This is a genomic window from Cellulomonas sp. P4_D11 (genome assembly GCF_056401915.1).
In genome coordinates this window covers 84,015-110,724 of sequence record NZ_JBFUIK010000008.1, presented here as the reverse complement: position 1 = coordinate 110,724, position 26,710 = coordinate 84,015, and the positions used below count along the sequence as shown (strand labels likewise).

Here is a 26,710-nt window from a genome sequence, read left to right as displayed (position 1 = left end):
CTACGGCAGCCGCGCGCCCTCGGGGACCACGATGCGGTCGTAGACGAGGACGTTCGGGACGCCGGCGAGGCTCGCGTGGTGCAGCACCTCGGCGTTCTCCTCGACCGCGACGGCCACCTTGAACGCCCGCTCGAGCGTCGTGCCGACGGCCAGCAGCCCGTGGTTCGCCCAGACGACCGCGTCGACGTGGTCGCCCATGAGCTCGGCGCTCCGCCGGCCGAACTCCGCGTGCGTGGAGAACTCGAAGGGCATGACGGGGACCGGCCCCTTGGCGTACAGCACCATGTTGAGCAGCACCGGGTCGATGGTCCGGCCGAGGACCCCGAGCACGTTCACGAAGGTCGACTCGGTGTGCACGATCGCCCGGACCTCGGGACGCCGGCGATAGTGCGCGAGGTGCACGGGCAGCTCGGTCGACGGCAGCAGGCTTCCGGACAGGACGCTGCCGTCGAGGTCGACCACCACCAGGTCGTCCGGGGTCATCCGGTCGTACCGCACGCCCGACGGCGTGATCACGACGGCGTCGTCGCCCAGGCGGACGCTGATGTTGCCCTGGGTGTTGAAGTTCAGACCGGCCCGGACGGACTCGCGGCAGTAGTAGAGGATCTCGTCGCGCACCTGCGGGGTCGCTCGCGCGGTGCGGTGGGACTGCAGCATGGCCGACACCTCTCGATCTGGATGAATCGTTTCACCCCATGGTGGCGTGATCGGCGCCCCCGGGCGCGGGACCTTGGTCCCCGCGCCGACGGGAGCTCCGGCTGGACGATGGCCCGACCGGCGCGCGGACCCGTCCGCAGCGGCCCCGCGCGTCGGTCTCACGCTCACCAGGTGCTGTCGCCGCGGATCACCGCGTCGGAGCCGCCGTCGACGAAGACGAGCTGCCCGCACAGGTGCGAGTTCTCCTCGCTCACCAGCCACACCAGCAGCCGGGCCGGCACCTCGGGCTGCATGTAGCCGTTGAGCGGCATCGGCACCACGTCCGCCATCGCGGCACGCTGCTCGTCGGTCGCGAGCAGGTCGGCCGTCATCGGCGTCTCGACGATCCCCGGACCGATCCCGTTCAGCGGGATGCCCGCGGCGGCCCAGGCCGGCGTCGCCGCGGTCCGACGCATCCACCGGCTGAGCGCGACCTTGCTCGACGCGTAGATCAGGTCGCCATGGCCCGCGTCCACCATCTCCTGCGCCCGGACCATGGCCTTCTGCTCGTCGCCGGCCAGCGCGGCGTCCACCAGCAGCTCGTCGTGCGGCATGAGGCTCGCCATCGAGCTGGTCAATGCGGCTCGGGGCGCGTCGGAGCCGAGCAGCAGCGGCCGGAGGCCCTCGAGGGTGGCCAGCGCGCCGAAGTAGTTGACGGCGACGGTGGCCGGGACCGGCAGGGCGAGGCCGGCGTTGGCGACGACCGCGTCGATGGTCCCGCCGCTGAGCTCCCTGACCTGCGCGACCATGGACGCCCGGCCCTCGGCCGTGGTGAGGTCCACCGTGACGTCGGCGTCGTGGAGGTCCACGCCGATGACGCGGTCCCCGCGGTCGCGCAGGATCTCCGCGGTCGCGAGCCCGATGCCCGATGCCGATCCGGTGACGACGACGGTGCGCATGACGACTCCTTCGGGACTGGGCCCGACGCCATCGAGGGGCCTCGTCTCCCACGCTAGGAACCGCGCGCCGCGCCTCCTACGGACCTTCGTCCCGTCCCACCCGCGAGGCCGCTGTGTCCCACTGCCGGTCGGTCGGTCCACCCGTCGCGCCGGGCTCGTACCGCCGCAGCCCGAGACCGCGCGCGCCGACCGCCCGCAGCTCCGCCAACCCCCCGGACAGCGCCCCGGCCGCGCGCGCCTGGACCAGCACGTTCCCGAGCGCGGCGCCCTCGACCGGCCCGGCCACCACCGGCAGCCCGGTCGCGTCGGCGGTGAGCTGGCACAGCAGCTCGTTGCGCACGCCTCCGCCGACGACGTGCACCACGGAGACCGGCCTGCCGGCGAGCGCCGACGCCTGCCGGACCGCCCCGCGGTACGCCAGGGCGAGCGAGTCGAGGATGCAGCGCACGGTCTCGGCCTGCGACTGCGGGGGCGTCTGCCCGGTCCGCACGGCCTCCGCGGCGATGCGCGCGGGCATGTCGCCGGGCGGCAGGAACGACGGCCCGTCGATGTCGACGACCGTCGTCAGGGCGGGGACCCGGGCCGCGGCGGCGAGCAGGTCGGGCAGGTCGGCGGGCAGGCCGGCCTCGTTCCAGGTCCGGATCGACTCCTGGAGCACCCAGAGGCCCATGACGTTGCGCAGGTACCGGACCGTGCCGTCGATGCCCGCCTCGTTGGTGAAGTTGGCGGCGCGGCTCTCGTCGGTCAGCACCGGGCGGTCCAGCTCGAGGCCGACCAGGGACCACGTGCCGCAGGAGATGTAGGCGAAGTCGTCGGCGGTGGCCGGGACCGCGACGACGGCCGACGCCGTGTCGTGCGACCCCACGGTCCAGACCGGCACCGACCCGAGCAGCCCGACGTCCTCGCGCACGTGACCGAGCAGCGCGCCGGCGTCGCGCAGCGGCGGCAGGAGGCCGGTGTCGATGCCGAGCCGGTCCGCGAGGTCCGTCGCCCAGGCGCGCGTGGTCGCGTCGAGCAGGCCGGTGGTCGACGCGTTGGTCACCTCGGCCACCTGGACGCCGGTGAGCCAGTACCCGAGCAGGTCGGGGATCAGCAGCGCGCGCCGGGCCGCGCCCAGGGCGGCGGTCCCCTGCGCGGCGACCAGCTGGAACAGCGTGTTGAACGGCTGCACCTGCAGCCCCGTGCGCGCGTACAGCTCGGCGGCCGGGATCGTCGCGAAGACCTTGTCCGCGACCCCGTCGGTGCGGACGTCCCGGTAGTGGAACGGGCTCCCGAGCAGGGCGCCGTCGGCGTCGAGCAGCCCGTAGTCGACCGCCCACGAGTCGATGCCGACGCCGTCGAGCGCGCCGACCTCGCGCGTCGCGGCGCGCAGCCCGTCGAGGATCCCCCGGTAGAGCCCGAGCACGTCCCAGTGCAACGAGCCGCCCACGCGCACCGGCCTGTTGGGGAACCGGTTGACCTCGTGGAGGCTGACGCGGTCGTCGGCGACGGTCCCGACGATGACCCGGCCCGACGACGCCCCGAGGTCGACGGCAGCGAACGCGCTCATCTGACCCCGTCACGGCCGAGAACGGCAGATCGCCGCGAGAACGGCACCTCGTAGTGCCGTTCTCGCGGTGAGGTGACGTTCTCGGGGCTCATCGCAGGAAGGCCGCTGCCACGCCGGAGTCGACCGGGACGTGCAGGCCGGTGGTCTGCACCAGGTCCGGGCCGGTCAGCGCGAACACCGCCGCGGCGACGTGCTCCGGGAGCACCTCGCGCTTGAGCAGCGTGCGCTGGGCGTAGTACGCGCCCAGCTCGGACTCGGGCACGCCGTAGGTGGCCGCGCGCTGGGCGCCCCAGCCGCCGGCGAAGATGCCCGAGCCGCGCACGACGCCGTCGGGGTTGACCCCGTTGACCCGGATGCCGAACGCCCCGAGCTCGGCAGCGAGCAGCCGGACCTGGTGGGCCTGGTCGGCCTTGGTCGCCGAGTACGCGATGTTGTTCGGGCCGGCGAACAGGGAGTTCTTCGACGCGATGTAGACGATGTCGCCGCCCATGTCCTGCGCGATCATCGCCCGCGCGGCCTCGCGGGCGACCAGGAACGAGCCCCGCGCCATGACGTCGTGCTGCAGGTCCCAGTCCTTCGCCGTGGTCTCCAGCAGCGGCTTGGAGATCGACAGCCCCGCGTTGTTGACGACGAGGTCGATGCCGCCGAACGCGAGCGACGTGGCCGCGATCAGGTCGGCCACCTCGGCCTCCGACGTCACGTCGGCCCGCACCGCGACGGCCACGTCGGGCCCGCCGAGCGACGCGGCGACCTCGGAAGCGCCCTCGAGGTTGAGGTCCGCGATCACGACGCAGGCACCCTCGGCGGCGAGCCGCTCGGCGATCGCGCGCCCGATGCCCGACCCGGCGCCCGTCACCAGCGCGACGCGCGTGGCCAGCGGCTTCGGCGCCGGCATGCGCTGCAGCTTGGCCTCCTCCAGCGCCCAGTACTCGATGCGGAACTTCTCGGCCTCGTCGATCGGCACGTAGGTGCTGATCGCCTCGGCGCCGCGCATCACGTTGATCGCGTTGACGTAGAACTCGCCGGCCACGCGCGCGGTCTGCTTGTCCTTGCCGAACGAGAACATCCCCACGCCCGGGACCAGCACGATCGCCGGGTCGGCGCCGCGGATCGCCGGGCTGTCCGGCGTCGCGTTGCGGTCGTAGTAGCCCTGGTAGTCGGCCCGGTACAGCGCGTGGAGCTCCTTGAGCCGGCCGACGACGTCCTCCAGCGGGGCGTCCGCCGGCAGGTCCACCACGAGCGGCTTGACCTTGGTGCGCAGGAAGTGGTCCGGGCAGCTCGTGCCGAGCTCGGCCAGGCGCGGCAGCTCCGCGCGGGACACGAAGTCGAGCACGACGTCCGAGGCGGTGTAGTGGCCGACCTGCGGCCGGTCCGTCGACGCCAGGCCGCGGATCACCGGCGCGAGCGCGGCCGCGCGGGCGCGGCGCTCGTCGTCGGGAAGGGCCTCGGCCACCACGGACCCGAACGGGTGCGGACCCGACGCGAGCTTCGAGGCGATGAACTCTTCCGCGGTGCGCACGATGTGCAGCGAGCGCTCCTCCGCCTGATCGGACGTGTCGCCCCACGCGGTGATCCCGTGGCCGCCCAGGATGCAGCCGATCGCCTGCGGGTTCTTGGCCTTGATCTCCGCGATGTCCAGCCCCAGCTGGAACCCGGGCCGGCGCCAGGGCACCCAGACGACCGAGTCGCCGAAGACCTCCTGCGTCAGGGCCTCGCCGTCGGCGGCGGTCGCGAACGCGATGCCCGAGTCGGGGTGCAGGTGGTCCACGTGCGCGGCGTCGACCAGCGCGTGCATCGCGGTGTCGATCGACGGCGCGGCACCGCCCTTGCCGTGCAGGCAGTAGTCCAACGCGGCGACCATCTCGTCCTCGCGCTCCACCCCCGGGTACACGTCGACCAGCGCGCGCAGCCGGTCCAGGCGCAGCACCGCGAGGTTCTTCTGCGTCAGGGTGCCCAGGTCGCCGCCGGAGCCCTTGACCCACAGCAGCTCGACGTCCGAGCCCGTGACCGGGTCCGTCGCCGTGCCCTTGGCGGAGGTGTTCCCGCCGGCGTAGTTCGTCGTGCGCGGGTCCGCCCCCAGGCGGTTCGACCGTGCGACCAGCTCGTCTGCGACCGTGCTCATGCTCCCCATCCCGCCTGCGTGCCGCCGACCCGCTCGGCGACGATCTTCTCCGCGTAGCCCGACGCCTTGTACGCCCCGATCGGGTCGGGGTCGAGGCCCTGCGACTCCCGCAGCTGCGCGAGCAGCGGCCGGACGTCGGTGTTGTACGCGTCCATCACCAGGCCGTTCGCGCCCAGGACGTCCCCCGCCGTCTGCGCCGCGAGCAGCGCATCGGCGTCGACCAGCAGCGCCTTCGCCGTCGCCTCCTGCACGTTCATGACCGAGCGGATCTGCCCCGGGATCTTCGGCTCGATGTTGTGGCACTGGTCGAGCATGAAGTTCACGCCGCTCGTCGGTGCCAGGGCACCCGACTGCACGATCTCGTGCATGATCCGGAACAGCTGGAACGGGTCCGCCGAGCCGACCATGAGGTCGTCGTCCGCGTAGAACCGCGAGTTGAAGTCGAACGCGCCGAGCCGACCGGCGCGCAGCAGCTGGGCGACGATGAACTCGATGTTGGTGCCCGGCGCGTGGTGCCCGGTGTCCAGCACGACGAACGCCCGGTCGCCCAGCGCGAGGCAGTGCAGGAGCGACGTGCCCCAGTCGGGGATGTCCATCGAGTAGAAAGCCGGCTCGAAGAACTTGTACTCGAGGATCAGCCGGTGGTTCGGGTCGAGCGCCGCGTAGATCTCCGCCAGGGAGTCCGCGAGCCGGTCCTGCCGGGCGCGCAACGAGTCCTGGCCGGGGTAGTTCAGACCGTCCGGCAGCCAGAGCTTGAGGTCCGTGGACCCGGTGGCGCGCATGACGTCGATGCACTGCAGGTGGTGGGCGACCGCCTTCTTGCGCACCGCCGCGGACGGGTGCGTGAGCGAGCCCAGCATGTAGTCGTCGTCCTGGAACAGGTTCGAGTTGATCGCCCCGATGCTGACGCCGAGCCGCTCCGCGTGCGCCGCGAGGTCGTCGTAGTCGTCGACCAGGTCCCACGGGATGTGCAGGCTGACCCGCGGGGCGACGCCCGTGTAGCGGTGCACCTGCGCGGCGTCCGCGATCTTCTCGTAGGGGTCGCGGGGCACGCCCTGCTGGGCGAACACCTTGAACCGGGTGCCCGAGTTGCCGAACGCCCACGAGGGGAGCTCGATCGTCTGCTGGGCCAGGACGTCAGTGATGGTCATGCGCGGAGCTCCTGTGCATGGGTCGGGAGGCCGGCCGCGAGCAGCTGGTCCTCCAGGTGGAACACCTCGTCGAGGACCCGGAAGCCCTCGTCGGGATTGCCGTCGTCGACGAAGAAGTCGCTCATCTCGGCCTGCCAGCGCGGGTTCACCGCGGTGCGGGTCATGGCCTCCTGGGCGGCGGCGTAGTCGTCGGTCTCGAGGTAGCCGACGAGCAGGCCGTCGTCGGCGAGGAACAGCGAGTAGTCGCGCCAGCCGGTGTCGCGCAGCGCCTCGAGCATCTCGGGCCACACGGCGGCGTGCCGGGACCGGTACTCGTCCAGCCGGTCGGGCCGGACGCGGGAGATGAAGCACACGCGGGTCATGCGACGCCTTTCTCGAATCGTCTTTGAAACGATTCATGCAGCCTAGGTAAGCGCTGGCCGACCTGTCAAGGGGCCGGGTGCGCACGCGCACCCGGCCCCTTGCGCCCGACCTCAGAAGTCGAAGTCGCCGATGTTGTCCTTGTTGAACTTGTACGGCTCGCCGAGCAGCACCGTGGCGTCGGCGCCCACCGTGAAGTCGCCGAGCTTGCCGGCGGTGAAGGTGTCACCCTCCTTGCCGGTGATGTCGCCCTTGACCAGGGCGTCCGCCGCGTAGGCCGCGAGGAACCCGAGGTCCTCCGGGTTCCACAGGGCGAACTCCGTGACCGTGCCGTCCTCGACGTACTCGCGCATCTGGTTCGGCGTGCCGAGCCCGGTCACCGCGACCTTGCCCTTGTAGTCGGACGTCGAGATGTAGCGGGCCGCGGCCGCGATGCCGACCGTCGTCGGCGCGATGATGGCCTTGAGGTCCGGGTGCGACTGCAGGAGTGCGGCGGTCTTGTCGAACGACGTCTGGTCGTCGTCGTCGCCGTAGACGGTGTCGACGAGCGTGATGTTCGGGTGGTTGTCGGCCAGGTCCTTCTTCATCATCTCGATCCACGAGTTCTGGTTCGTGGCGTTCGCGCTGGCCGACAGGATCGCGATCTCCCCGGCGTCACCGATCTGGTCGGCCACCATGTCGATCTGGACCTTCGCGATGCCCTCGGCCGTCGCCTGGTTGATGAACAGGTCACGGCAGGACGCGTCCGTGTCCGAGTCGAAGGTGACCACCTTGGTTCCGGCCTGGCGCGCCTCGTCGAGGGCGTCGCAGATCGCCTTCGGGTCGTTGGCCGACACGATCAGCGCCTTGGTGCCCTGCTGCGCCGCGGTGTTGATGAACGGCACCTGCGCGTCAGGCGACCCGGTGTCCGGGCCGACCTCTGAGAACGTGCCGCCGAACTCCTCGGTCGCCGCCTTGGCGCCCTTGGTGCTCGTGTCGAAGTAGGGGTTGCCCAGGTTCTTCGGGAGCATGACGACGGAGACGTCGCCGCCGCCGCCTCCGCTGCTGGCGTCGGTCGAGCCGTCGCCGCTGCCCCCGCTGTCGCCGGAGCACCCGGCAATCGTGAGGGCGATCGTCACAGCCAGTGCGGCGAGAGCTGCGGGCCGCTTCGTGGTGAACTTCATCGTTCTTCCTTCCTGGGCGGGTACATGGTCGGTCAGGCCGGGCTGGGGCGTCCGGCCGTGGGTGTCGCGGGGGTGGACGGTGCCTTCGCGGGGCGCTGTCGTCGTCGGACGAACCATCCGACGACGCTCGTGGAGATCACCGACACGACCAGCAGGGCGCCGATGATGATGTTGATGACGTTGACCGTCACGCTCTCGAGCCGCAGGGCGCTGGAGATGACGCCGATGAGCAGGACGCCGGCGAGCACGCCGTGGAGCGCACCGCGGCCGCCGAAGATCGAGACGCCACCCAGCAGGACCGCAGCCACGACCTGGAGCTCCATGCCCGTCGCGTTGTCGCCGCGCGCACTGCCGTAGCGCAGCGTGAAGAAGACGCCGGCGAACGCCGCGACCGTCGATGCCAGGACGAACAGGATGAGCTTGGTGCGCGCGACGGGGACGCCCGAGAAGTGGGCGGTGTCCGCGCTCAGACCGATGTCGTACACACCGCGCCCGAAGGGCGTGAAGTGCAGCAGGACGATGAACACCGCGGCGAGCACGACGATCGGGATGACGACCACGGGGAACTGGCTGCCGCCGATGCGTGCGGTGGCCAGGTCGGTCCACCGCTCGGGGAAGTCGGTCACGGCCTTGGTGCCGAGCAGCCCGACGGCGATGCCGCGGTACAGCGCGAGCGTGCCGATCGTGACGGCCAGCGAGGGCAGCCCGACGTAGGCGACCAGGAACCCGTTGAGCAGGCCGCACACGACGCCGACCGCGAGCGAGACGGTCGCTGCCGCGGGCACCGAGAATCCCGCCTCGGTCAGCACGCCCAGGGTGACGCTGCTCAGCCCGACCACGCTCGCCACCGAGAGGTCGATCTCGCCGGTCACGATCACCAGCGTCATCGGGAGCGCGATGAGCAGGATGGGCGCGGTGTCGAGCACCAGGTACGGCAGGGTCAGCGGGTTGCCGAAGTTGGGCACGTTCCGCAGCGAGTAGAGGACGACCACCACGAGGAGGGCGATCATCGCCATCTCCCGGGTGAGCAGGGCCCGCTGCCACAGCGGCCTGGCGTGAGCGGGGTAGCTGCGAGCCATCAGGCATCCCTCGCTTCGACGAGCCTGCGGGCGTTGCGCCTGGCGAGCACCCGGTCGAGGACGATCGCGCCGATGATCAGGACGCCGACGACGGCCTGCTGCCAGAAGTCCGGGATCCCGAGGATCGGCAGGGCTCGGTTGATGGTGACCAGGAGCACCGCTCCGAGGGCGGCACCCCACACGGTGCCGCTGCCACCGAAGATCGCCACGCCGCCGATGACCGCGGCCGCGACCGCCTGCAGCTCGATCCCAACCCCGGCGCCGGAGCTGATGGTCCCGTATCGGGCCGCGTAGACGACCCCGGCCACGCCGGCCAGCGAGCCGCACAGGACGAACGCGCCGATCACCCGGCGGCGCACGGGCAGGCCGAACAGCACGGCCGCAGCCGGTTCCGACCCGATCGCGTACAGCTCACGCCCACCGCGCGCGGTGTACAGGTAGTAGCCGACCACGACGAGGAAGACGATCGAGATCATCGTCAGGACGGGGATCGTCGCGAGCGTCTTGGTGCCCAGGGCGAGGAAGGCGTCAGGCAGGTCGGACGCGTTCACCCGGTTGCTGCCCGCCCAGCTCAGCACGATGCCCCGGTAGATGTAGAGCGTGCCCAGCGTGATCACGAGAGCGGGGACCTTGCCGAACGCGACCAGCACGCCGTTGATCAGGCCGAGCCCCGCGCCGGCGGCCATCGCGATCAGGAACACGACGATGATGGGGATCGACGGGTTGGCGACGAAGATCCGGCCGGACAGGTACGCGGTCAACGCCAGGACCGACCCGACGGACAGGTCGACGTTTCGCGTGATGATGACGACGGCCTGCCCGACCGCCAGCAGGATCAGGATCGACGGCGTCACCAGGAGGTCGCGCCAGCTGTTCGGGCTGAACAGGAACGTGTTCGTCTTGATCGTCGCCGCCGCGATCACCACCACCAGCACGATCGCGATCGCGAGCTCGCGCGAGCGCAGCACCGTGCGCGCCGCCCGCCTCGCGGGCGAGAGCTGGCTGGGCTCGACCAGGAGCTCGGTCACGACTGGTGCTCCAGGGTCGCGGTCGCCGCGTGCATGACGGCTTCCGGGGTGGCGTCGGCGCGGGGGAGGTCAGCGGTGATGCGACCCTCGGCGACGACGAGCACGCGGTCGGCCATGCCGAGCACCTCGGGGAGCTCGGAGGAGATCATCAGGATCGCCATGCCCCGCCCGGCCAGCTCGGAGAGCAGCCGGTGGACCTCGGCCTTCGTCCCGACGTCGATCCCGCGCGTCGGCTCGTCGATGATGAGGAGCGTCGGCTCGGTGGCCAGCCACTTCGCAATGACGACCTTCTGCTGGTTGCCGCCGCTCATCGTGCTCCCGGTCATGTCGAGCGCATTCGTCTTGACCTCCAGACGCGAGGCCCACGGGCCGGCCGCCGCGCTCTCCCGACCCGTGGTCAGCAGCCCGTAGCGGGAGATCCGCGACCGGATCACCGCCGTGACGTTCTTCGCCACGGTGGACTCGGTGACGAGGCCCTGCTGGCGGCGATCCTCCGGGATCAGCGCCATGCCCGCCGCGACGGCGGCGCGGGGACGACCCGGCACCACCGGCCTCCCGTGCAGCTCCACGGTGCCGGCGTCGTACCGGTCGACCCCGAAGACCGCGCGGGCGATCTCACTGCGGCCCGCACCGACGAGCCCGGCCAGGGCGACGATCTCGCCGGAGCGCACCTCGAACGAGACGTCGTGGAACACCCCGGAGCGCTGCAGGCCGCGCACCTCCAGAGCCACGTCGCCGATCTGCGCCGGCACCTTGGGAAAGAGGTCGTCCACCTGGCGTCCGACCATCTGCGTGACGATCTCGTTCACCGACGTGTCGGCGATGGCGGACGTCGCGATGTACTCGCCGTCGCGCAGCACGGTGACGGTGTCGCACAGCTCGAAGACCTCGTCGAACCGGTGGGAGATGAAGACCAGCGCCCGGCCCTCGTCGCGGAGGCTGCGCGCCACCTGGAACAGCCGCCGGACCTCGACGCCCGAGAGCGCGGCCGTCGGCTCGTCCATCACCAGCACGTTGGCGTCCAGCGAGATGGCCTTGGCGATCTCGATGATCTGCTGGTCGGCGATCGACAGACCCTCGGCCGGGCGGAGGGGGTCGAGGTGGACGCCGAGCCGCGCGAACAGCTCGGCCGACCGCGCCCGCATGGACCGCCGGTCGATCCGGCGCCCGGACCGCAGCGGTTGACGGCCCATGAAGATGTTCTCCATGACGCTGAGGTCCGGAAAGAGCGTCGGCTCCTGGTAGATGACCGCGACGCCGGCGGCCTTCGCCTCGGCCGTGGACGTGAAGTCGACGTCCTCGCCGTTCAGGCGGAACACTCCCGCGTCCCGGCGGTACAGGCCGGACATGATCTTGACGATCGTCGACTTGCCCGCGCCGTTCTCGCCGACGAGGGCGTGGATCGAGCCCGGGTGCACGGTGAGCGAGCCGGAGCGCAGGGCGACGACGGGGCCGAACGACTTGGCCACACCGGCCAGCTCGAGCGCCGGGACGCTGCCAGCGACCACCATGCAGCGTCTCCGTTCCGACGACGGTGTCGAGAAGGTTAAAACGATTCAATCGGGTAAAACGGACCTTAGGCCCTTGTTCGGCCGGCCGTCAACGGACTGTTTGAATCGTAATAATCGGAAGCTCCAGACCCCGGTCCGCACCTCTGGCCCCCACGGGTTCGCATTGCTCGGTCTTGTGCGTGGTGAATCGATTCACTACCGTGAGCACGTGTCCTGCGCCATGGCCGCCGCAGGGACAACTAGCATCGGGCGGACGCAGTGCGGCCGAGGCCCGACGCGCCGGTCGCCTGCGGCCGCCGGTCGATCGAGTGCGTGACGGAGAGGACGACGGTCGATGTCGACGACGACACGGGGACGCGCGGACCGCCGTCCGTCCATCACGGACGTCGCCAGGCGGGCAGGCGTGTCCGTCGGCACGGTCTCGAACGTGCTCAACCGCCCCGACCAGGTCAGCGACTCCACGCGCGACCGCGTGCTCGTGGCCATCGAGGAGCTGCAGTTCGTCCGCAACGCTTCCGCGCGGCAGCTGCGCGCCGGGACCATCCAGACCGTCGGTGCGATCGTCCTCGACATCGCCAACCCGTTCTTCACCGAGGTCGCGCGCGGCGTCGAGGACCGGCTGGCCGCCGACGAGTACACGCTCATGCTGTCGTCCTCCGACGAGGACCCCGAGCGCGAGGCCCGGTACCTCCGGCTCTTCGAGGAGCACGGCGTGCAGGGCGTCATGGTCACGCCGTCCGCCGGCTCGCTCGACGGGCTGCTGGCCCTGCGCGACCGCGGCATCGACGTCGTCCTGCTCGACACCACCTCCCCGGTCGACGACATCTCGTCGGTCGCCGTCGACGACGTCCGCGGCGGCGCCCTGGCCGTCGAGCACCTCATCGCTCTCGGTCACACCCGCATCGCGTTCATCAACGGGCCGCTGACCATCAAGCAGTGCCACGACCGCCGCGCCGGCGTGCTCGAGGCGCTCGCGACCGCCGGGCTCGACCCCGCGGAGGCCCTCGTCGAGATCACGATCGGCTCGCTCAACGCCGACGGCGGCGAGGCCGGGATCGACGAGCTGTTCGGACTGGACGGCGAGCGCCCGACGGCCCTGTTCTGCGTCAACGACCTCACCGCGCTGGGCGCTCTGCGCGCGCTGCGGGCCCACGGTGTCGCGATCCCCGGCGAGATGGCGGTGGTCGGCTACGACGACGTCGTGTTCGCGTCGATGCTCACCGTGCCGCTCACCTCCGTCCGCCAGCCCACCCACCAGCTGGGCTGGACCGCCGCCGACCTGCTCCTGCGGCAGCGGTCGGAGGGCGCGTCCTTCCAGCATCAGCGGGTCCAGTTCCAGCCGGAGCTGGTGGTCCGCGGCTCGTCGGACCCGTCGGCCTGACGCGCGCGGCCGGTCGACGCTGAGCGAGCTGGTCGCGCCGACAACGGCCGGTCAACGGCCGCGAGGTCGTGAGTTTCGGACGATGTCGTGCGTTGCAGCTCGCGACTTCGTCCCGAACTCGCGACCTCGCGGTGCCGGGCGGGGGCGGCGCGCGTGGACGGATCGATAGGCAAGCGCTTACCGTTGCCGGGCACGGTAGTGGACGACGCGAGGGAGCGGACGTGACGGAGTTGTCGGAGGGTCGGCTGAGGGTCGCCCTCGTCGGGACCGGGGCCATCGCCCACGCGCACGCCGGGGTTCTCGCGGCGGACCCGCACGCGGAGGTCGTCGCGGTCGCCGACCCCAACCCGGCCGTGCGGGACGCGTTCGCCGACGAGTTCGGCGTGCCCGGCCGGTACGACAGCCTGGACCAGCTGCTGGGGACCGAGTCGGTCGACGTCGTGCACCTGTGCACGCCTCCGGGACTGCACAAGGACCAGGCGATCACCGCGCTGCGGGCCGGTGCGCACGTGGTCTGCGAGAAGCCGCCGGTGCTCTCCCTCAAGGACCTGGACGACGTGCTCGAGGTCGCCCGCGAGGTCGGCCGCGAGTACGCCGTGGTGTTCCAGCAGCGCACCGGCACCGCCGTCGGCCACGTGCAGAGGCTGCTCGCGGACGGGACGCTCGGCCGCCCGCTCGTCGGCGTCTGCCACACGCTCTGGTACCGCAAGCAGGAGGACTACTACGCGGTCCCGTGGCGCGGGAAGTGGGCGACCGAGGGCGGCGGACCGCTCCTCGGGCTCGGCATCCACCAGCTCGACCTGCTCGGGTTCCTGCTCGGCGAGTGGGCGGAGGTCGACGCCCGCGCCTTCCGCCTGGACCGCGACCTCGAGACCGAGGACACGTCCACGGCCGTGATCCGGTTCGCCAACGACGCGATCGTGTCGGTGCTGACCACGGCGCTGGCCCCGCGGCAGGTCAGCTACGTGCGGGTCGACACCACGCTGGGCACGGTCGAGGTCGAGCACCTGTACGGGCACGACGCCCGCTCGTGGCGCCTGACCGCGGCCCCCTCGGTCACGGGCGGCGAGGCTCCGGAGAACCCGTCATCCTGGACCCTGCCCGCCGACGACGAGCCCTCGGGCCACACGCCGCTGCTCCGCGCGGTCTACGACGCCCTGCGCGCCGGCGAGCCCCTGCCGCCCGTAGCGTCGGACCCGCACCGGTCGCTCGAGCTGGTGACCGCGATCTACGCGTCGGCCTCCCTCGGCCGGCCCGTCACCAAGGCCGACCTGGCGCCGGGCAGCGAGCTGCGCGACGGCTTCCTGCACGGCGTCGAAGACCTACGACAGACGAGGACCCGATGATCCAGTACGGCGGCGACTACAACCCCGAGCAGTGGCCCCTGGCCACGCGCATCGAGGACGTGGAGCTCATGCAGCAGGCCGGCGTCACGCTGGTCAGTGTCGGGATCTTCAGCTGGGCGCAGCTGGAGCCGCGCGAGGGCGAGCACGAGTTCGGGTGGCTGGACGACATCCTCGACCGGCTCCACGCCGCCGGCATCAAGGTCACGCTGGCCACCGCCACCGCGAGCCCGCCCCCGTGGCTGACGCGCAAGCACCCGGAGTTCCTGCCGGTGCTGGCGGACGGCACGGTGCTGCACCCGGGGGGCCGGCAGGCGTACCGGGTCTCGTCGCCGGCGTACCGCGAGTACGTGCTGCGGATGACGCGGACGATGGCGGAGCGCTACGGGCAGCACCCGGCGCTGGCGATCTGGCACGTCGACAACGAGCTGGGCTGCCACGTGCCGCACGACTTCTCCGACGACGCCGCGACGGCGTTCCGGCGCTGGCTCGCGGACCGGTACGGCACCGTCGAGGCGCTCAACGACGCCTGGGGCACGGCGTTCTGGTCGCAGCGCTACGACGACTTCGACGAGGTGCTGCCCCCGCGCAGCGCGCCGACGTACCCCAACCCGACGCAGCAGCTCGACTTCGCGCGGTTCTCCTCCGACGAGCTGCTGGTGCACTACCGGGCACTCCGGGACGTGCTGCGCGAGGTCACGCCGAACATCCCGACGACGACCAACCTCATGCTCAGCACGGGCACGAAGTGGATGGACTACTTCTCGTGGGCGGCCGACCTCGATGTCATCGCCAACGACCACTACACGCGCGCCCACGACCCCGACGCGCACATCGAGCTGGCATTCAGCGCGGACCTGTCCCGCGGGGTGGCCGGCGGCGAGCCGTGGATGCTCATGGAGCACTCGACCAGCGCCGTGAACTGGCAGCCGCGCAACCGCACGAAGCGCCCGGGCGAGATGATCCGGCACTCGCTGGCGCACGTGGCCCACGGCGCCGACGCGGTGATGTTCTTCCAGTGGCGGCAGTCGGCCGCGGGGGCGGAGAAGTTCCACTCGGCGATGCTGCCGCACGCGGGCACGGACACGGAGGTGTGGCGGAACACGGTCGCGCTCGGGTCGGCGCTGCGGGCGCTCGGCGAGGTCGAGGGCAGCCGGGTCCGCGCGCAGGCCGCGATCGTCTTCGACTACCCGGCGTGGTGGGGCACCGAGCTGGACAGCCACCCGTCCACGGCCGTCACCTACCCGGACCGCGTGCTCGCGCACTACCGGGCGCTGTGGCAGCGCAACATCGCCGTGGACATCGTGCGGCCGTCGGCCGACCTGTCGCGCTACGAGCTGGTCGTCGTGCCGACGCTCTACCTGGTCTCCGACGACGACGCGGCGAACATCGCGCAGGCCGCCGCCGACGGGGCGTCGGTGCTGGTCACGTACTTCTCCGGCATCGCCGACGAGCACGACCACGTCCGCCTCGGCGGCTACCCGGGCGCATTCCGCGAGCTGCTCGGGGTCCGGACCGAGGAGCTCTGGGCGCTGCAGGACGGCGAGGTGCTGACCCTGGACGACGGCTCCCCGGCGGACGTCTGGTCCGAGCAGATCCACGTCGGCCCCGACACCGAGGTGGTGCGGACGTTCGTCGACGGCGACCTCGCGGGCTGGCCCGCGCTGACGCGCCGACCGGTCGGCGCCGGCGCCGCCTGGTACCTGGCGACGCGGCTCGACGCCGACGGCGTGCAGGGCGTGACCGACGCGCTGATCGCGGAGGCGGGGCTGACGCCCGGCGACGCCCCGGAGGGTGTCGAGCTGGTGCGCCGGCACGCCGACGACGGACGGTCCTGGCTGTTCGTCCTCAACCACACCACCGACGAGGTCAAGGTGAGCGCGGCCGGGCACGAGCTGCTCCGCGACGAGCCGGTGGCCGGCGGCACGCTCGTCGTCGCACCCGGCGCGGTCGCGGTGGTGCGCGAAGGCTGACCGCCCGACGACGACGCCCGCCAGGTCCAGGACCGGGCGGGCGTCGTCGCGAGAACGTCACTTCCCCGCGACGACGTCACCGTGAGCTGCCGTTCTCACGGCGACGTGACGTTCTCAGCGCGCGTGCTTCGCGGCCAGGACCCGCAGGACCGCCGCGTCGACCTTCGCCGCGAAGGCGTCGTCGGCCTGCGCCTTCTGCGTGAGGGCCGCAATCATCGCCGGCAGGACGGTCGGGTCCTTGGAGGCCAGGACGATGTCGCAGCCGGCCTCGATCGCGTCGACTGCGCGGTCGCCCGGGCTCCAGGCGGCGACCTGTTCCGCGGCGGAGACGTCGTCCGTGATGACGACCCCGTCGAAGCCGAGGGTGCCGCGCAGCAGGTCGGTGACCACGGGTGTCGAGAACGCGGCCGGCGCGGTCGGGTCGATGAGGGCGTAGATCGCCGTCGAGACCATGACGAAAGGCGTCTCGCGGTCGACGGCGTGCTGGAACGACGCGACCTGGTTCGACGACGGGCTCGTGACGTCGTCGGTGACGTTCGCCGTCGTGTCGGTGTCGCCGGTGACGCGGCCCAGGCCGGGGAAGTGCTTCACGGCGGTGTCGACGCCCGCGGCGGACATTCCCGCGGCGAACGCGTCGGCGTGCGTGGTGACCGTGGACAGGTCGTAGCCGAACTCGCGCTGGTAGTGGCCGATCGGGGCGTTGGACGCGGCCCCCTGCTCGGTCGGGATGTCGGCGACGGGCGCGAGGTTCACGGTCACGCCCGCGGCGGCCAGCTCCTGACCCCACGTCGTGGCGGCAGCCTGCAGGTCGGCGGCCGACATCGACCCCTGCGTCAGCGCGGCGGGCATCGTGCTGAACCCGGGACCCGTGAGCGTCTGCACCTGGCCGCCCTCCTGGTCGACGCCGACGAACAGCGGGGTGCCGTGCGTCGTGTCGTCGGAGACCTGGTCGGTGAGCTCGTGGACCAGGTCGAGGACGGACTCCGTGCCCGCCGCCGATCGGTTCTGCAGGAACACGTTGCCGACGTGCGAGTCGGTCACGGCGTCGATGCTCGCCTGCTGCGGCGCCGCGAGGTTGACGCCGACCATGACGATCTGGCCGATCTTCTGCTCGAGGGTCCACCCGTCCAGCGGGTCGGGCGAAGCGGTCGGGGTCGGGAGCGCTGACGTGGGCGGTGCCGACGCCGCACCGCCGGAGCAGGCCGCGAGCGCCAGGACCAACCCGACACCCCAGACAGCGGCGGATCGCATGACTGCATCTTGCTATGGGGTCGATCCGGGTGGGTGCGGCATGTTTGGATCGAGCGCATGGGCGCACTGACGATGGAGTCCCTCAACAAGACCTACGGCGACATCCGCGCGCTGCGCGACCTCTCGATGGAGGTCCGCGCGGGCGAGATCGTCGGCTTCGTCGGCTCGAACGGGGCCGGCAAGTCGACGACCATGCGGATCGTGCTCGGCGTGCTGGAGGCCGACTCGGGCGAGGTGCGCTGGGACGGCAGGCCGGTCGACCTGGCCGTGCGGCGCCGCATCGGGTACATGCCCGAGGAGCGCGGCCTCTACCCGCGCATGAAGGTCAGCGACCAGCTGACCTACCTCGCACGGCTGCACGGGCTCTCGGCCTCGTCCGCCAAGGAGGCGATGGAGCACTGGACCGAGGTGCTGGGCATCGCGGAGCGGCGCGGCGACGAGATCCTCAAGCTGTCCCTCGGCAACCAGCAGCGCGTGCAGCTTGCCGCTGCGCTCATCCACTTCCCCGAGATCCTCGTGCTCGACGAGCCGTTCTCCGGCCTCGACCCGGTCGCCGTCGACGTGATGAGCGGCGTGCTGCGCGACCAGGCCGCGGCGGGCGTGCCCGTCCTCTTCTCGTCGCACCAGCTCGAGCTGGTCGAGGCTCTGTGCGACCGGGTCGGCATCATCAAGAGCGGGTCGATGGTGGCCTTCGGCGGGATCGAGGAGCTGCGGCGGACCGATCACCGGCGCTGGGTGGTGGACGGCGCGCCGGCGGCCGCGTGGGTGTCGGCGGTCCCGTCGGCACGCGTGGTCTCGACGGACGGGCCACGGTCGGTGGTCGAGGTGCAGGGACATGCTGCCGACGACGCCGACCAGGCGATCCTGCAGGCGGCGCTGGCCGCCGGCGCGGTCCGCGAGTTCAGCCTGCTGCGGCCGTCGCTCACCGAGCTCTACCGGCACGTGGTCAGCACGGACGCCGAGGCGACCGAGCGTGAGGCGGTGTCCGCATGAGCCCCCGACCGACCATCGTCGAGCTGTCCTCCGGGGCTGCCGTCCGGCTCATCGCGGGCCGCGAGATCAGCACCCGCGTCCGGTCCAAGGCCTTCGTCTGGACGACGATCGCGCTCGTCGCCGCCGTCGTCCTGGGCGGGGTGCTGCTCAACCTCGTCGGCAAGAGCGACTCCACGCAGCACGTCGGCGTCACGCCCGACGCCGCGGGCATCACCGACCAGATCGTGGCCACCGGCAAGGTGACCGGCGCGACGATCGAGACGCAGGACGTGTCCGACCAGGCCGCCGGCGAGGCGCTGCTCAAGGACGGGACGATCGACGCGCTGGTGACGTCGACGGAGCCGCTGACGGTCGTCGTGCACACCAAGCTCTCCGACTCCCTCGCGCCGACGTTCGCGTCGCTGGCGCAGCAGGAGGCCCTGTCGTCGGCGGTCACCGACCTCGGGGGCGACCCCGGCGAGGTGGGCCGCGAGATCGCGCAGGCGTCGCCCGACGTCACCGCGCTCGAGCCCGAGCCGGAGCGCGACGGCGGACAGATCGTCGCGGGGTTCGTCGCCGGGATCCTGCTGTTCATCTCGCTGATGACCGCGGGGCAGCTGGTGGCGCAGGGCGTCGTCGAGGAGAAGTCGAGCCGCGTGGTCGAGCTGCTGCTGGCGACGGTCCGGCCGTGGCAGCTCATGGCCGGCAAGGTGCTGGGCATCGGGGTGATCGGCCTGTCCCAGGTGGTGCTCGTCGTCGGCGCGGGCGCGGGGACCGCCGTCGCGCTCGGGCTCGTCGACACCAGCTCGATCAACCTGGGCGTGACGGCCCTGTGGGTGGTGATCTGGTTCGTCATCGGCTTCACGATGTACGCGCTGGCGCTGGGTGCCCTCGCGGCGCTCGTGTCGCGGCAGGAGGACGTCGGCTCGGTGACCGCGCCGGTCATGACGCTGATGATGATCCCGTACATCATCGGCGTGTCCATCGCGCCGTGGGACCCGACCAACCCGATCGTCGTGTGGCTGTCCTACATCCCGTTCTGCGCGCCGCTGCTCATGCCGATGCGGATCGCGCTGGGCGAGGTGGAGCCGTGGGAGGTCGCCCTCGCGCTCGGCCTGTCGCTGGCCCTCATCCCCGTGCTCGTCTGGTTCGCCGGCCGCGTCTACTCCAACGCGGTGCTGCGCAGCGGCGGCCGGATCAAGTTGAAGGATGCACTAGCGAGGTCCTGAACCTGCAGGTCAACGGCACTGTCCATCACCCGTCGGGGTTGCAGCTGGACGCATGTCCCCTAGAGGATGCCCGACATGTCCGCGCCCCCGCCGCCCGATGCCGTCGAGCCGCTCCTCCCGTCCGGGATCGCCGAGGCTGCGGCGGTCCTGGCGGCGGCGCTCGCCGACGACCCGGGGTTCGTGCACCTGTTTCCCGTCCGCGCTCGTCGTGAGCGGGAGCTGCGCGCGCTCTACCGCATGACCCTGTCGGACTCGGTGCGGTACGGGCACGCGTTCGTCACGCGGCTGGACGGCGAGGTGACCGGCGCGATCGCGCTGTACCCACCGGGGACGTACCCGATGACCGCGCTGCGCTGGTGGCGCCAGGCGTTCCGGATCGTGCGGATCGCGGCGCACACCCGTGAGCACAGCGTCGGGATCATCCGCTTCGGCGACGTGACCTCGGCGGGCGTGCCGTCCGACGCCTGGTACGTCGAGGCGCTCGGGGTGCGGCCGGACCTGCAGCGCGCCGGCCGCGGGAAGCGCCTGATGGCGACCGCCTTCGGGCTGGTCGACGCCGCCGGCGGGCCGTCGTACCTCGAGACGACCAAGCCCGACAACGTCGCGTACTACTCGGCGCTCGGCTACGAGCCCGTGCGATCCCGGGTGCCGATGGCGACCGACGAGGCGGGGCCGTGGATCTTCCCGATGAGCCGCCCGGGGTTGTCGGAGGCTCGCGCTAGCGTCGGCTGGATGGAGAACGTCGACTACACCTCCACGTTCATCGCGGTCGCGCCCGATCTCGACCGCGCGACCGCCGTCGAGCCCGTCCCCCGCGGCGACGCCCCGACCATCGCGTCGGCGACCTTCGACCTGATCGCCTCCTCGCCCTATCAGCTGCGCTCGTCGGACGTGATCTTCCGGGTCTGGGCGTCGCGGCACGACGTCGACGCCGCGTCCGCCGACGAGTGGGCCGCGTTCTACTCCACGCCGCACGCCTGCCTGCGGTCGAGCGACCTGGGCAAGCGGTACGGCTGGGGCATCCACGCCGACGCCGACGGGCGGCTGGCCGTGTATCCGGTCGGGTCGGCGGAGTACTCGTCGCTCGCCGCGGGGACGGCGCCCGACGGCTCCGCGGTCACCGTGACGGCGGCGATGCGGAGCTCGCGGCGATGACGTACTCGTACACCGGGACCACGCGGACCCTCCCCGGGCGGCGGTCCGCCGTGGTGGAGATCCTGCTGCGCGACGTCTCGGGCCTCGCCTCGGTCGGCTGCCGGTCGTACGTGGTGTCGCTCGTGGCAGACGACGAGGACCTCATCGCGGTGTCCGAGGTCTGGGAGTCGGCCGCGCACCATGCGGCGTCCCTGCAGCTCCCGGCCACGCGTGCCGCAATCGCCGAGGCGATGCCCCTGCTCGCCGGAGAGTTCACGAGCGTCGAGGGTGACGTGGTCGGTGGGTTGGGGGCTTGAGGACGAGCCGGCTCGGGCCGATAGAGCCCTGTGACGAACGCGCCGGCCCCTCCCCGCACCGCCTGGATCATCGTGGTCGCGGCTGTCGGCAACGTGCTCCTCATCGCCGGAGCGATCGCGGCCGCAGTCGCGGTCTCCCACCACGTCGAGGCCGCACCCGAGACGCCGACGTGCTGGAACCACATCGAGACGGACCCGTGCCTCCCGCTCGAGGGCCTCACCGGCGCGATGTGGGCGTTCGACCCGAACCAGGTCGTCGTCGCCGACTGCGACCGCCTCCGCGGTGACGACTACTTCCCGGAGGCCCAGGAGTCCTGGCACTGCTACTGGCCCGACCAGGCCGTCGACGTGTTCATCGCCCGCTTCTCGTCGATCGACGACGGACCGGCGATCTGGCGCGACATCGCGGACTACAACGGATTCACGGAGTACTACCCCAACCGCTGGCCGAGCGGCGACTCCCTCGGCCCGAGCTTCTCGGGGAGCACGCGGTCGACCAAGAACTTCGACGCCCCGTTCCTCACCCTCTGCTACGACGACATCCCGTACTGCATGGAGATCGACGCCGCGAGCAACCGGGGGCTGGAGGCGGCAGAAGACCGGATCGGGACCCTGGGGTCCGACGAGGTCGAGGCCTACCTGACGCAGCTGGCGGCGATGCCGTCCGGGGACATCTGAGCGGGGTCGACGTGCACCGCCGGCCGACGGAACGACGCAGGTCGGCAACGCGACACGCGTCGCACCCCTCAGTCGCGGACGAGGTCCTCGGTCGCCACGGCACCCGCGTCGCGGGCACGGGTGAGGAAGTCCGCGATCACCGACAGCTCCTGCTCCGAGTAGTCATCGAGCAGCTTCTCCATCGAGCCGTTCATGCCCGAGTACAGCTGGTAGATCTCGGCTCCGCGCTCCTTCGCGGCGCGGACGACGATGGCGCGGCGGTCCTCGGGTGAGCGCTCGCGCACGATCCAGCCGCCCTTCTCGAGTCGGTCGAGCACGCCGGTCATGGTCGCGGGGTGCAGGCCGGCCAGGCGGGCCAGCGCGGACGCGCCCAGCGGTCCGTGGCGGTTGATGAGGTCGAGGCAGTCGAGGTCGACGTCGCGCATGTCGAGCCGCTGGCCGACCTGGTGGTTGAGGAGGGCCAGCTGGATGCTCAGCTCCCGCATCGACTCGCGCACGGAGACGGCCAGGCGGCGCTTGCGGCGGCGGTCGTCGGCAGACGCTTCGACATTCATATGTTACGTTCTCCATATCTTCTTGTTCTCTGAACAGACCGTACACCGAGACCCGGAGCACACCCATGAAGCTCACGATCATCGCCGCGACCGGCGGCATCGGACGTCAGCTGCTCGAGCAGGCCACCGCCGCCGGCCACGACGTCACCGCCGTGGTCCGCGACCCGCGCAGGCTGCCGAGCACGACGGCCCGCGTGGTCACCGTCGACCTGGCGCAGGACACGGCCGCGCTGCAGAACGCTGTCGCGGGTGCCGACGCCGTCCTCTCGGGGCTCGGGGCTCGGACGAAGGCCGACGAGGGAATCGCGACCCGAGGGACGCGGGCGATCGTCGACGCCATGCGCGCGACGGGCTCCGCGCGGCTCGTGGTCGTCAGCGCGGCGCCGATCGGGACCGTGCCTTCCCCCGCGATCCCGCACCCGCCGAAGCACGACGCCGGCGACGGGTTCTTCATGCGCCACCTCGTCAGCCGCATCCCGAAGGTGCTGTTCAAGGACCACTACGCCGACCTCGCGGCCATGGAGGACGTGGTCAGGGGCAGTGGGCTCGACTGGACGATCGCGCGCCCGCCGAAGCTGACGGACAAGGCCCTGACCGGCGAGTACCGGACCGCGCTCGACCAGAACGTCCGGGGCGGCTGGTCGATCTCGCGCGCCGACGTCGCCCACCTGATGCTGCGGGTCCTCGACCAGCCCGAGACGGTCGGGCACGTGGTCGGCGCCGCGAGCTGAAGCCGTCCCCTGTCGGACCCGGCGGCGACAATGAGCTGTGCCCTTGCTGCTGCTCGCCGACGACCCGTCGCGCCCCGACGGCGTCGTGCTGCAGTCGCTGTCCGACGACGGAGCGCCGGAGGCGTCGGAACCCGTCGCGGCCGACGACCTGGCGGCGGCCGTCCGCGAGCGCGAGGCCGACCGGCCGCGGTGGGTCTGGGACGACACGTCCCGCCGGTACCCGCCGCTGCTGGCCGCGGGCGTCCGGGTCGAGCGGTGCCACGACCTGCGGCTCTGCCACGCGATCCTGCGGCGGAGCGTGTACTCGCAGTCGTCCGAGCTCGCGACGGCCGGGCCGGGCCCGTGGGACGGGCCGCGCACGTCGGCGCCCGTCGAGGTCAGCCTGTTCGACGAGCCTCGCACCGAGGTTCCCGACGACCCGCTGGACGAGCTCCGGCGCCAGCTCGCGGCCGTCGCGGGCGCGGTGGAGCCCGGCCGCCTGCGCCTGCTCCTCGCGGCCGAGTCCACCGGCGCGCTCATCGCCGCCGAGATGCAGCACGACGGCATGCCGTGGAGCGTCGAGGCGCACGACGCGCTGCTCACCGATCTGCTCGGGCCGCGTCCTCGCAGCGGTCGGCCGGCCAAGCTCGAGGCGCTTGCCGACGAGGTCCGCGCGGCGCTCGGGCAGCCGTCGCTCAACCTCGACTCGCAGCCCGACCTCCTGCGCGGGCTGCGGGCCGCCGGCTGCGACGTCGAGTCGACGAGGACGTACGAGATCAAGGCCCTCGAGCATCCCGTCCGCGATCCCCTGCTCGCGTACAAGAAGCTGTCGCGGCTGCTGAGCGCCAACGGGTGGGCGTGGATGGAGGCGTGGGTGCACGACGGGCGGTTCCGGCCCGACTACGTGCCCGGCGGCGTCGTCACCGGGCGGTGGGCCACCAGCGGGGGCGGCGCCCTGCAGCTGCCCGCGAGCATCCGGGCCGCGGTGCGCGCCGACCCGGGCTGGGCGCTGGTGGTCGCGGACGCCGCGCAGCTGGAGCCGCGCGTGCTCGCCGCGATGTCGGGCGACGGGGCCATGGCCGCGGCGGGCAGGCACGCCGACCTGTACCAGGGCGTGGTCGACGCGGGCATCGTCGAGACCCGGTCCGAGGCCAAGTACGCGATGCTCGGCGCGATCTACGGCGCGACCACGGGCCCGTCCGCGGTCCTCATGCCGCGCCTGACCAGGGCGTACCCGCGGGCGGTCGCGATGGTCGAGGCCGCGGCCCGCGCCGGCGAGCGCGGCGACGTGGTCTCCACGTGGCTCGGCCGGACCTCCCCCGCCCCGGACGCCGCGCGCCAGGCCGAGCTGCGGGCCGCGTCCGCCGAGGGCGCCGACGCCGAGGACGTGCGGGCCGCCCGGCGGCACGGCCGGGACTGGGGCCGGTTCACGCGCAACTTCATCGTGCAGGGCACCGCCGCCGAGTGGGCGCTGTGCTGGATGGCGTCGCTGCGGCGTCGGCTCCTGGCCCTGGAGGGCCGACCGCACCTGGTGTTCTTCCTGCACGACGAGGTCATGGTGCACGCGCCCGCGTCGGTGGCGGAGGACGTGGCCGAGGTCGTGCGCGCGTCCGCGGTCGAGGCCGGGCGGCTGCTGTTCGGGGACACGCCCGTGGACTTCGCGCTGAACGTGGCCGTCGTCGACACGTACGACCAGGCCAAGTAGCAGGACGTTGGACCCGGGCCGCGGGCCGCCGGCAACGGGATCGTGAGCGCATGAGTGCTCTCGTGGTGTTCGAGTCGATGTACGGCAGCACCGCCGCGGTCGCCGAGGCCGTCGCCGCCGGCATCGCGGAGGTCCGGGTCCCGGTGACCGTGTGCGAGGTCGGCGTGGCCGGCCCTCCGCGACTGGACCACCCGCCCGGCTTGCTCGTCGTCGGCGCGCCGACCCACCAGCGCGGCCTGTCCACGCCGCGCACGAGGGACACGGCCCGCGAACAGAGCGCCCGAACGGTCTCTCCGGGCGACGGCGTGCGGGAGTGGCTCGACGAGCTGGTCGGCCGCGTCGCGGGGCAGTCGGTGGCCGTGTTCGACACCGCCCTGGCCGGTCGACTCGCCGGCTCGGCAGCGCACACGATCGGGAAGCGGCTCACCCGGGCGGGCGCGCGGCTGGTGGTGCCGCCCGAGTCGTTCACGGTGAGCGGGCGCAGCAGCGGGCTGCTCCCCGACGAGCTCGAGCACGCCCGGTCGTGGGGACGCAGCATCGCGATCTTCGCCGCCGAGCGACCGGCGGCGCGCAGGTCAGTGCGAGAAGAAGTACTTGAGGGCGATCACCAGTAGACCGAACCCCGCGGCGAGGAACGTCTCGCCCGCGAGGGCAGCCCCGCGGACGCCCGCCCGGTGTGCGGCGAGCGCGGCGACCGAGGCGAGCATCGCGACCGTGAACCAGAGGGCGAGGAACGCCGCGTCGATGACGTTCATGCCGAGCAGCCGACCGATCGCGAAGACCGCGAGGACGGGGAGGCTGCCGAGGAGCACGCCGGTGTTGTTGCGCAGCGCGTGCTTGAGCCGGTGCCCCGAGCTGTGGTCGACGTCCTCGAAGCGACCGCCGACCGCGTCCGCGTAGACGTGCGCGAGCCAGTAGGTCACGGAGACGAACGCCGTCGCGACCAGGACGACGTCGCCGCTGTCGGCGCCGGCACTCGTGGCGGCGAGCACCACGCTCGACACCAGCGCCCCGTAGAGCACCTCGGCCGCTCCCTTGTGGCGCAGGAAGCGGTCGACCCGAGTGAAGTGTTGCTCCGCGCTCATCGAACCTCCGTCGTCGGACAGCCTGGGTTCCTATGGTGGCGCACCACGGACCGCGACCAGCGCCGGACGCTCAGACCGCCGTCGGCCAGGTCTGCAGCCGGCCGCACATCCCGAACCGCCGGGGGGCGGGCGCGGCCTCGACGGTCGAGACGGTCCCGCGGGCGAGGTGCGGGGCGGCCCCTCGGATCAACCCCTCGAGCGCGGCGGCGGTCGACTCCGTCTCGGCGTAGACGGTCCGGGTCCACACGTCCTGCCAGTGCGGCACCAGCGACCGCACGAGCCGCGCGGCGGCGTCGTGGAACGGCTGGAGCGCGGCGGTCGGGCCGAGGCGGTCGACCGCGTCGCCCAGCTCGGCGTACCCCTCGAGCGCGAGGTCGCGGCGGCGGCGGGCGGCCGCGGCGAGCTCGTCGTCGGCACCCTCGGGCAGCGTCGCCGCCGCGCGGTAGGCGGCCGGGTCGGCGAGCACGGACGCGGGGAACGTCAGGACCGCGTCGCCCGCCTCGGGCAGCCCGGCGTTGGACATGATCACGAGCACATCGAGGTCACCGTCGTTGACGGCGCGGTGCACGACCCCGGGGCCGAACGACACGATCGAGCCCGGACGCAGCGGGTGCACGTCGAACCCCGACGGCCCGAGGGTCTGCACCGAGCCGCTCCCGCCCAGGACGACGTACGCCTCCGACGACGCGACGTGCAGGTGCGGCGACCCGCTGCCAGCCAGGCCCACACCGTCGGACGCGGGCCAGTCGTAGACGCGCAGGTGGGAGACCGAGACGCCGCCGGGAAGTCCGCTCATGCGCCCAGCATCCCGCCGACGAGC

General features: G+C 72.2%; 25 protein-coding genes. 11 read left to right on the top strand and 14 right to left on the bottom strand.

The annotated features are described in order from the left end of the window. The 10 genes from AC1DT4_RS07340 to AC1DT4_RS07295 all read right to left on the bottom strand — a co-directional run bounded on the left by AC1DT4_RS07340 (window position 1) and on the right by AC1DT4_RS07295 (window position 11,558). Window positions 1-657, bottom strand: coding sequence for a class II aldolase/adducin family protein (locus tag AC1DT4_RS07340; RefSeq protein ID WP_477089120.1), 657 nt, complete (start codon window positions 655-657; stop codon window positions 1-3). A 164-nt stretch (window positions 658-821) separates the two neighbouring features. After that, window positions 822-1,595 carry an SDR family oxidoreductase gene (locus AC1DT4_RS07335; RefSeq protein ID WP_477089119.1) on the bottom strand — a complete coding sequence of 258 codons (774 nt, stop codon included), beginning with the start codon at window positions 1,593-1,595 and terminating at the stop codon, window positions 822-824. 76 nt (window positions 1,596-1,671) lie between these two features. Then, window positions 1,672-3,144 carry a rhamnulokinase gene (locus AC1DT4_RS07330; RefSeq protein ID WP_477089118.1) on the bottom strand — a complete coding sequence of 491 codons (1,473 nt, stop codon included), beginning with the start codon at window positions 3,142-3,144 and terminating at the stop codon, window positions 1,672-1,674. Between the two features lie 88 nt (window positions 3,145-3,232). Continuing rightward, window positions 3,233-5,266, bottom strand: coding sequence for a bifunctional aldolase/short-chain dehydrogenase (locus AC1DT4_RS07325; protein ID WP_477089117.1), 2,034 nt, complete (start codon window positions 5,264-5,266; stop codon window positions 3,233-3,235). Then, window positions 5,263-6,417 (bottom strand): L-rhamnose isomerase, encoded by a 1,155-nt coding sequence (gene rhaI, locus AC1DT4_RS07320; protein ID WP_477089116.1) that lies wholly within the window; start codon window positions 6,415-6,417, stop codon window positions 5,263-5,265. The genes AC1DT4_RS07325 and rhaI overlap by 4 nt, the downstream gene beginning before the upstream one ends. Beyond that, the gene (locus AC1DT4_RS07315; RefSeq protein WP_477050617.1) at window positions 6,414-6,779 is read right to left on the bottom strand and encodes an L-rhamnose mutarotase; all 366 of its coding nucleotides are present in this window, start codon (window positions 6,777-6,779) and stop codon (window positions 6,414-6,416) included. Before AC1DT4_RS07315 ends, rhaI begins: the two co-directional genes overlap by 4 nt. A 111-nt stretch (window positions 6,780-6,890) precedes the next feature. Then, window positions 6,891-7,940: a rhamnose ABC transporter substrate-binding protein gene (rhaS, locus tag AC1DT4_RS07310; RefSeq protein WP_477089115.1), complete on the bottom strand. Its 1,050-nt coding sequence runs from the start codon at window positions 7,938-7,940 to the stop codon at window positions 6,891-6,893. A 32-nt stretch (window positions 7,941-7,972) separates the two neighbouring features. After that, a complete protein-coding gene (locus AC1DT4_RS07305; RefSeq protein ID WP_477089114.1) occupies window positions 7,973-9,019 on the bottom strand; it encodes an ABC transporter permease in 1,047 nt (348 codons plus the stop codon). Continuing rightward, on the bottom strand, window positions 9,019-10,047 hold the full coding sequence (locus tag AC1DT4_RS07300; RefSeq protein WP_477089113.1) for an ABC transporter permease: 1,029 nt from the start codon (window positions 10,045-10,047) through the stop codon (window positions 9,019-9,021). The genes AC1DT4_RS07305 and AC1DT4_RS07300 overlap by 1 nt, the downstream gene beginning before the upstream one ends. Beyond that, a complete protein-coding gene (locus AC1DT4_RS07295) occupies window positions 10,044-11,558 on the bottom strand; it encodes a sugar ABC transporter ATP-binding protein (protein WP_477089112.1) in 1,515 nt (504 codons plus the stop codon). The genes AC1DT4_RS07300 and AC1DT4_RS07295 overlap by 4 nt, the downstream gene beginning before the upstream one ends. Window positions 11,559-11,892: 334 nt before the next feature. Here AC1DT4_RS07295 and AC1DT4_RS07290 point away from each other — a divergent pair, with 334 nt between their 5' ends. The 3 genes from AC1DT4_RS07290 to AC1DT4_RS07280 all read left to right on the top strand — a co-directional run bounded on the left by AC1DT4_RS07290 (window position 11,893) and on the right by AC1DT4_RS07280 (window position 16,255). Next, a complete protein-coding gene (locus AC1DT4_RS07290) occupies window positions 11,893-12,939 on the top strand; it encodes a LacI family DNA-binding transcriptional regulator (RefSeq protein ID WP_477089111.1) in 1,047 nt (348 codons plus the stop codon). 221 nt (window positions 12,940-13,160) lie between these two features. Continuing rightward, window positions 13,161-14,285 (top strand): Gfo/Idh/MocA family protein, encoded by a 1,125-nt coding sequence (locus AC1DT4_RS07285; protein ID WP_477089110.1) that lies wholly within the window; start codon window positions 13,161-13,163, stop codon window positions 14,283-14,285. Further along, a complete protein-coding gene (locus AC1DT4_RS07280) occupies window positions 14,282-16,255 on the top strand; it encodes a beta-galactosidase (RefSeq protein WP_477089109.1) in 1,974 nt (657 codons plus the stop codon). The genes AC1DT4_RS07285 and AC1DT4_RS07280 overlap by 4 nt, the downstream gene beginning before the upstream one ends. 114 nt (window positions 16,256-16,369) lie before the next feature. Here the strand turns inward: AC1DT4_RS07280 and AC1DT4_RS07275 are convergent, their stop codons facing one another. Beyond that, window positions 16,370-17,506, bottom strand: a complete 1,137-nt coding sequence (locus AC1DT4_RS07275; RefSeq protein ID WP_477089108.1) for a glycoside hydrolase family 3 N-terminal domain-containing protein — start codon at window positions 17,504-17,506, stop codon at window positions 16,370-16,372. Window positions 17,507-17,563: 57 nt separating this feature from the next. On the opposite strand from AC1DT4_RS07275, the gene AC1DT4_RS07270 reads away from it, so the two are divergent. The 5 genes from AC1DT4_RS07270 (at window position 17,564) to AC1DT4_RS07250 (ending at window position 21,836) form a co-directional block, all read left to right on the top strand. Beyond that, window positions 17,564-18,499, top strand: a complete 936-nt coding sequence (locus AC1DT4_RS07270) for an ABC transporter ATP-binding protein (protein WP_477089107.1) — start codon at window positions 17,564-17,566, stop codon at window positions 18,497-18,499. Further along, complete coding sequence (locus AC1DT4_RS07265) at window positions 18,496-19,707, top strand: ABC transporter permease (RefSeq protein ID WP_477089106.1); 1,212 nt, start codon at window positions 18,496-18,498, stop codon at window positions 19,705-19,707. The genes AC1DT4_RS07270 and AC1DT4_RS07265 overlap by 4 nt, the downstream gene beginning before the upstream one ends. Before the next feature lie 75 nt (window positions 19,708-19,782). After that, window positions 19,783-20,862: a DUF6157 family protein gene (locus AC1DT4_RS07260; RefSeq protein WP_477089105.1), complete on the top strand. Its 1,080-nt coding sequence runs from the start codon at window positions 19,783-19,785 to the stop codon at window positions 20,860-20,862. Continuing rightward, the gene (locus AC1DT4_RS07255) at window positions 20,859-21,158 is read left to right on the top strand and encodes a putative quinol monooxygenase (RefSeq protein WP_477089104.1); all 300 of its coding nucleotides are present in this window, start codon (window positions 20,859-20,861) and stop codon (window positions 21,156-21,158) included. Before AC1DT4_RS07260 ends, AC1DT4_RS07255 begins: the two co-directional genes overlap by 4 nt. A 30-nt stretch (window positions 21,159-21,188) precedes the next feature. Then, window positions 21,189-21,836: a hypothetical protein gene (locus AC1DT4_RS07250; RefSeq protein ID WP_477089103.1), complete on the top strand. Its 648-nt coding sequence runs from the start codon at window positions 21,189-21,191 to the stop codon at window positions 21,834-21,836. Window positions 21,837-21,904: 68 nt separating this feature from the next. Here AC1DT4_RS07250 and AC1DT4_RS07245 read toward each other — a convergent pair whose 3' ends face one another. Then, a complete protein-coding gene (locus AC1DT4_RS07245; protein ID WP_477089102.1) occupies window positions 21,905-22,390 on the bottom strand; it encodes a MarR family transcriptional regulator in 486 nt (161 codons plus the stop codon). A gap of 65 nt (window positions 22,391-22,455) precedes the next feature. Here AC1DT4_RS07245 and AC1DT4_RS07240 point away from each other — a divergent pair, with 65 nt between their 5' ends. From AC1DT4_RS07240 to AC1DT4_RS07230, 3 genes are read left to right on the top strand one after another with little or no spacing between them, the layout of a single operon-like run. Beyond that, on the top strand, window positions 22,456-23,121 hold the full coding sequence (locus tag AC1DT4_RS07240; protein WP_477089101.1) for an NAD(P)-dependent oxidoreductase: 666 nt from the start codon (window positions 22,456-22,458) through the stop codon (window positions 23,119-23,121). 46 nt (window positions 23,122-23,167) lie between these two features. Beyond that, the gene (locus tag AC1DT4_RS07235; protein WP_477089147.1) at window positions 23,168-24,805 is read left to right on the top strand and encodes a bifunctional 3'-5' exonuclease/DNA polymerase; all 1,638 of its coding nucleotides are present in this window, start codon (window positions 23,168-23,170) and stop codon (window positions 24,803-24,805) included. Window positions 24,806-24,855: 50 nt separating this feature from the next. After that, the gene (locus AC1DT4_RS07230; RefSeq protein ID WP_477089100.1) at window positions 24,856-25,419 is read left to right on the top strand and encodes a flavodoxin family protein; all 564 of its coding nucleotides are present in this window, start codon (window positions 24,856-24,858) and stop codon (window positions 25,417-25,419) included. On the opposite strand, the gene AC1DT4_RS07225 is transcribed toward AC1DT4_RS07230, so the two are convergent. Beyond that, the gene (locus AC1DT4_RS07225; protein WP_477089099.1) at window positions 25,381-25,890 is read right to left on the bottom strand and encodes a hypothetical protein; all 510 of its coding nucleotides are present in this window, start codon (window positions 25,888-25,890) and stop codon (window positions 25,381-25,383) included. The genes AC1DT4_RS07230 and AC1DT4_RS07225 overlap by 39 nt on opposite strands. 70 nt (window positions 25,891-25,960) lie before the next feature. After that, window positions 25,961-26,686: a cupin domain-containing protein gene (locus AC1DT4_RS07220; RefSeq protein WP_477089098.1), complete on the bottom strand. Its 726-nt coding sequence runs from the start codon at window positions 26,684-26,686 to the stop codon at window positions 25,961-25,963. Window positions 26,687-26,710: the final 24 nt, after the last annotated feature.